Here is a 5,942-nt window from a genome sequence, read left to right on the forward strand (position 1 = left end):
GCTGAAACCATTCGTCATTGATCGGATCGAAGAATATTTACAGCAGATTTCGGACTTGACTAACGTCAGCAGCGCCAGTATTGCCAGGTTTCCTGGAAACCCAAGAGCAGTTGTTTGGATGCGCTTGTACTTTGTTTGTAAAGGACTATCATCTGACGCGTGACGGCAGGATCATCACGGTCACTGCGCCGAAGCCGTCCGAACATGCATACAAGGACGTTTGCACCCGCTACAAGATGGGACTGACGTCTTCTGAATCTTGAACCAGGGAGTCTCAAGACCATGAGCCAGTTGCAGCTACGCAAGTTGTTTTCGCCTTCTTCGATTGCGGTATTCGGTGTTACCGAGGAAGAAGGTTCGATCGGCTACGCCTTGTTGCAGAACCTTTTGATGAGTTACAAAGGCGCGGTATTCCCGATTCATCCCGAGCTTGAGAGTATCCTCGGCCGCACCTGCTATGCCAGTCTGGCCGACGTAAAGGTGGAAATGGGGGACACGGTCGACCTCGCTGCGATTATCGCGCCAGCGGCTGAAGTGCCCTTGCTCATTGAAGCCTGTGGTCTGGCTGGCGTGCGCGCCATCGTCCTGTTCTCGGAAGGTTTTCGCGATGCCGGCTCCAGCGGTGCGCGAATTGAACGCGCGATGCTGGATGTGGCGCGCCGATACCGTGTGCGGATCATCGGTCCGCGTTCGTTCGGGCTGTTCTGCCCGAGACTGGGCCTTAACCTGACGCCAATCGCCAAGCAGGCGCCGGTCGGGAATATCGCGCTCATTTCGCAGTCAAGTACGATCTGCGCCTCGATACTGGATTGGTCTTACAACAACGAGTTCGGTTTTTCCTCCATCGTTTCGCTGGGTAATGCAGCCGATCTCGATTTCGCCGAGATCATCGATTACCTCGCGATGGATATCAATACCCACTGCATTCTCGTCTATATGGAGAACCTGCGTGATTCCAGGCGCTTCATGAGCGCCGTCCGCGCTGCGGCGCGCATCAAACCAGTCATTGCGGTCAAGGCGGGCAAGGCTCAGACGAGTGAAACAATTGCATTGGCGCAAACCGGCCCGGTTGTGGGCGACGACAAAGTGTATGACGCGGCATTGCGACGGGCGGGCGTCGTTCGTGTCCAAACCATCGGTGACATGTTTTCCGCGGCGCGCGCGCTGACCAGTCCGAAGCGACCGGCCGGCAACCGTCTGGCCGTGATCACCAACGGCGGCGGGCCATCGGTCATGGCGGCGGATCTGGCGGTTTCGCTGGGCATCGAGATACCCGCCCTGTCTGCACAGACCATCAGCAGCCTGAATGCCTGTTTGCCGCGGAGCTGGTCGCACTGCAACCCGGTCGACGTCCTTTTCGACGCCACGGCAGATCGTTACCGCAGCGCACTATCGATCTGCCTGAACGATGAAAACGTGGATGCCGTTCTGGTGATTTTTGCCCCCAGCACGATGGTTGAGCCGGAGTCGGTTGCGCAGGCGGTTCTCGAAGCCGCCGCCGACAATCGAAAACCGGTACTGACCTGCTGGATGGGTGAGATGCAGGTACGCGGTGCGCGTGGTGCATTCGCGGCGGCTCGGATTCCAACCTTCCGCTCGCCGGAGAATGCCATTGAGGCCTTCGAGTTCATGGTGTCGTATTTCCGAAGCCAGAATATCCTGCTTGAAGCTCCCGCGTCGTTCTCGAACGAAGACGAGCCGGACATCGAGAACGCGCGACTGATCATCGAGGCCGCACTGGCCGATCGACGCAGAGTGCTATCCACGCTTGAAGCTAAGGCTGTGCTTGCCGCTTTCCGACTGCCCGTATCGCACTCCGTGATGGCACGTTCGCCGAATGAGGCCATGCTGATTGCCCAGCAGCTTGGGTTCCCGGTTGCGATGAAGGTTGAGTCACCGGAAATTGCCCACAAAACGGATATTGGCGGCGTAAGGCTCAACCTTTCGAACGCGCAAGCGGTACGTAGCGCTTACAACGAGATCGTTGCCAATGTTGCCGAGCTGGCGCCCGGAACGCGTATCGACGGCATCCTGATCGAACCGTACATATCGAAACCCCACGGGCGCGAACTGGCGGTAGGCTTGACCTGCGATCCGCTGTTCGGCCCGGTCATCACCTTCGGCGAGGGCGGGCAGGTGGCCGAAGTCTTCAATGAAAGGTCGGTCGCTCTGGCGCCGCTCAACCAGCGCCTGATAGACGATCTGGTCGGTCGCGCACGTGTCGCGCCCCTGCTCGAACCATTCCGGCGAATGCCGGCTGTTGACCGGCCAGCGCTCGACAGCGTGCTCCAGCGTGTGTCCGAAATGGCTTGCGAGTTGCCGTGGATACGCAAAATGGAGATCAATCCCCTGATCATTGATGATCAGGGGGCCATCGCCGTCGATGCGCGAATCAGCATCATTACTCATGTGACCTCGTCCGAACCCTATGGACACATGGCCATCTGTCCCTATCCGGCCTATCTTGAATCGTCGTGGCAGTTTACCGGCGGTACCAATTTCACCATTCGCCCCGTTCGTCCCGAAGACGCCGAAATGATACAAAAGTTCGTGCAGTCCCTGTCGAGTGACGCGCGTTACAAACGATTCATGCACGCGATGAACGAGCTGTCGCTATCGGCACTGGCGCGTCTTACTCAAATCGACTACGACCGAGCGCTCGTCCTTATCGCCGTCAGTCACAGTTACGGTCGGGACGCCGTTGTCGGCATCGCCAACTATGGCGTGCTACCCGATGGTGAAACCTGTGATTTTGGCTTGGTAACCTCGGAAGATGTCCGCAATAAAGGGCTCGGCGCGCGCCTGATGAACAGCCTGATGGAAGTGGCTCACAATCGCGGCATCAAGACAATGGAAGGCGAAGTGCTGGTCAACAATCCGACAATGCTTAAACTGGTGCGGGCGCTTGGTTTCGAGATCTTCGAGCACGAGGAAGACGAAGATTTGCAGCGCGCCATCAGGCAGTTGTAGGGGCCGTGCCTGAGTGTGGCTCAGCCGCCCAGGGCGCTGGCAACCCGTCCAAGGATCTGCGATTCAAGATTATTCGCCAGGCAGTCGAAGCGTTCCGGGCGCAGGGTGTTGGTTAGCCAGGTGATCTGCCGTTTGGCCAATTGGCGCGTGGCGTAGATGCCTCGGTCGCGCATTTCCGGGCGCGGCGCCAGTCCATCCTGCACCTCCCATACTTGCCGGTAGCCGACGCATCGCATCGACGGCAGGGTGAGGTTCAATCGGTATTTCGACCGAAGCATTCGGACTTCTTCTTCGAGCCCGGCCTTGAGCATGGCGTCGAAGCGCTCAGCGATGCGTTCGTGCAGCACGCCCCGCTGCGAAGGCAGCAACCCAAGCGACAGAAACGCGTAGGGCGGTACCTTCTTCTTCCCGTCGGCGATCAGTGCCGTCATCGAACGCCCCGTCAGGCGGACGATCTCCAGCGCGCGCTGAATGCGCTGGGAATCGCCAGGATGCAGGCGTTTGGCGGTTTCCGGGTCGAGCGTGGCCAGTTCGGCGTGCATCGCCGGCCAACCCTGTGCGATGGCCTGTGCGTCAATGTCGGCGCGTGTTTCCGGGCAGGCTTGCGGCAGGTCGGCGAGGCCTTCGAGCAGAGCTTTGAAGTAGAGCATCGTGCCGCCAACGAGCAGTGGAATGTTCCCGCGTGCCGTGACATCGGCCATCACCGCCAATGCATCGACGCAGAAACGGGCCGCCGAGTAGGATTCCTCGGGGCTGATCAGGTCAATCAGGTGGTGAGGAAATGTGGTCAAGGTGTCGGCATCCGGCTTGGCGGTACCGATATTCATGTCACGAAACACCTGCGCCGAATCGACGCTGACCAGTTCCACGGGAAAGCGTTGCGCCAGTGCCATCGCCACGGCGGTTTTTCCGCTGGCGGTCGGACCCATCAGGAGGATGGCCGGCTGAAAGCGCTTTGTAGCACTCATCGGCCGCGCTGAAACAGGCGGTCGAGTTCGTCGATCGACACCTGCGTCCAGGTTGGTCGACCATGGTTGCACTGGTCGGCACGTTCCGTTTCTTCCATTTTGCGCAGCAGGGCATTCATTTCAGGGATCGACAACTGCCGTCTCGCGCGTACCGCCCCATGGCAGGCCATGGTGGCGAGCAGTTCGTTACGTCGCGTTGCCATCAATTGCGAGATGCCGTGTTCGCGCAATTCGCCGAGTAGCGCGCGGGTCAGTGTCGCCGGATCCGCAGCCTGCAATAGCGCGGGCACGGCGCGCACGGCAAGTTGTGTCGGACCCATCGGTGCAAGATCGAAGCCGAGCGCGTGCAACGCGTCGGCATGCTCTTCGGCGGTGGCGACATCAACCGCGTCGGCGTTGAACACGGCGGGGATTAGCAGCGTTTGCGTTGCCACCTGATGCCCGTCAAGCGCATTCTTGAGCTTCTCGTAAAGAATTCGTTCATGTGCCGCGTGCATGTCGACGACGATCAGCCCCTGCGCATTCTGGGCGAGAACGTAGATGCCGTGCAGTTGCGCCAGCGCATAGCCCAATGGCGGGGCTTCACTGAGCGAGAGTGCATCGGGCAACTCCGAATGGATCGTGTGTTGTGCCGATTGCGCCGTCGTTGCAGTATTCCCCGATTGGGTGAAAGCCAGATACGACGCGGTCGCCGGTTCGCTGATACGCAGAGACTCCTGACGCGGTGCCCAGTGGTTGAATGCCGGGCGGGCTTCATCCTGATTGCGCGCCGGTAATGCATCCCGCATCCCGGCTAGCGAGCTGGACAGCGTTCGCTGTACCGCATGAAAGACAAACTGATGCACCGCGCGAGCGTCGCGGAAGCGGACTTCCGTCTTGGCCGGATGGACGTTAACGTCAACACTCGCCGGATCGAGGTCGACAAAGATGCAGTACGCCGGGAAGCGGCTTCCGTGCAGCATGTCCTGGTAGGCCGCACGCAGCGCGTGGCTGAGCATCTTGTCGCGCACAAACCGCCCATTGACGTAACAGTACTGGGCATCGCTGCGCGCACGCGAATGGGCGGGCAGGGCGCAGTAACCATAAACGCGCAGGCGGTGACCGTCACCCGCGCTATCGCCAACGGTGTCGCTGATCTTCCCGGTGTCGACAGCGCGCGACTCAGTCAGGAATTCGTCGCCAAGGATGGAGCCAGCGCGTCCGCGCAGATCATTTCCTGCCAGATGCAGGCTGACGCGACCGTTGTGCGACAGCGTGAACGCCACATCGGGGTGCGCAAGTGCGATGCGCTTGACGGCTTCGGCGCAATGGGCGAACTCGGTGGCTTCGGACTTGAGAAACTTGCGACGCGCGGGCGTGTTGTAGTACAGATCGCGCATCTCGACGACCGTGCCGCGGTGCAATGCCGCCGGCGCGGGTTGCGCTTGAGGTTCGGCGGTGAGTCGCCAGGCGTGGGCTGAGGCCGACTCGTCGCCCGCTTGCCGGCTGGTCAATGTGACGCGCGCCACGGCGGCGACCGAGGCCAGCGCTTCGCCGCGAAAGCCCAGCGTGGCAACACGCTCCAGATCGTCCAGCGAGGCAATCTTCGACGTGGCATGACGTGTGAGTGCCAGTGCGAGATCGTCCCGGGCGATACCGCAGCCATCGTCGCTGACGCGGATCAGTTTGACGCCGCCTTCCTCGAGGTGGATCTGGATGCTTGAACTGCCCGCATCCACAGCGTTTTCGAGCAATTCCTTGAGCACCGAAGCCGGACGCTCGACCACTTCGCCCGCGGCGATCTGGCTGATCAGCAGATCGGGCAGGATGTGTATTCCGGGACGGCGGGTGGGGGTGTCGGACATGGACAGATTATACCGGCCGGCCTTCGGGTAGAATCGCGCCTTTGTTCCGGGCAATCACCACGATGGAATACCTCGCCGCCTTTATCGATATCGTCCTGCACCTGGACAAGCATCTCGCCGTGCTGGTGCAGCAGTACGGGCCATGGATCTACGCCATTCT

General features: G+C 60.4%; 3 protein-coding genes. 1 reads left to right on the forward strand and 2 read right to left on the reverse strand.

The genetic code is table 11. The features are described from left to right. Positions 1-282 precede the first annotated feature (282 nt). Entirely contained in the window at positions 283-2,970 is a 2,688-nt protein-coding gene (locus PROAA_RS06465) for a bifunctional acetate--CoA ligase family protein/GNAT family N-acetyltransferase (RefSeq protein WP_186410556.1), read from the forward strand. Between the two features lie 20 nt (positions 2,971-2,990). Here PROAA_RS06465 and miaA read toward each other — a convergent pair whose 3' ends face one another. Together miaA and mutL are read right to left on the reverse strand one after the other, a co-directional pair. Then, positions 2,991-3,938: a tRNA (adenosine(37)-N6)-dimethylallyltransferase MiaA gene (gene miaA, locus PROAA_RS06470; RefSeq protein ID WP_186410557.1), complete on the reverse strand. Its 948-nt coding sequence runs from the start codon at positions 3,936-3,938 to the stop codon at positions 2,991-2,993. Then, positions 3,935-5,782: a DNA mismatch repair endonuclease MutL gene (mutL, locus tag PROAA_RS06475; RefSeq protein WP_186410558.1), complete on the reverse strand. Its 1,848-nt coding sequence runs from the start codon at positions 5,780-5,782 to the stop codon at positions 3,935-3,937. The genes miaA and mutL overlap by 4 nt, the downstream gene beginning before the upstream one ends. Between the last annotated feature and the right edge of the window lie 160 nt (positions 5,783-5,942).

It is taken from the genome of Candidatus Propionivibrio aalborgensis, from assembly GCF_900089945.1.
GTDB lineage: Bacteria > Pseudomonadota > Gammaproteobacteria > Burkholderiales > Rhodocyclaceae > Propionivibrio > Propionivibrio aalborgensis.

Excerpts from the sequence above, each read along its gene's own strand:
- PROAA_RS06465 (WP_186410556.1), top strand. The coding sequence starts at position 283 with ATGAGCCAGTTGCAGCTACGCAAGTTGTTTTCGCCTTCTTCGATTGCG.
- miaA (WP_186410557.1), bottom strand. The coding sequence starts at position 3,938 with ATGAGTGCTACAAAGCGCTTTCAGCCGGCCATCCTCCTGATGGGTCCG.
- mutL (WP_186410558.1), bottom strand. The coding sequence starts at position 5,782 with ATGTCCGACACCCCCACCCGCCGTCCCGGAATACACATCCTGCCCGAT.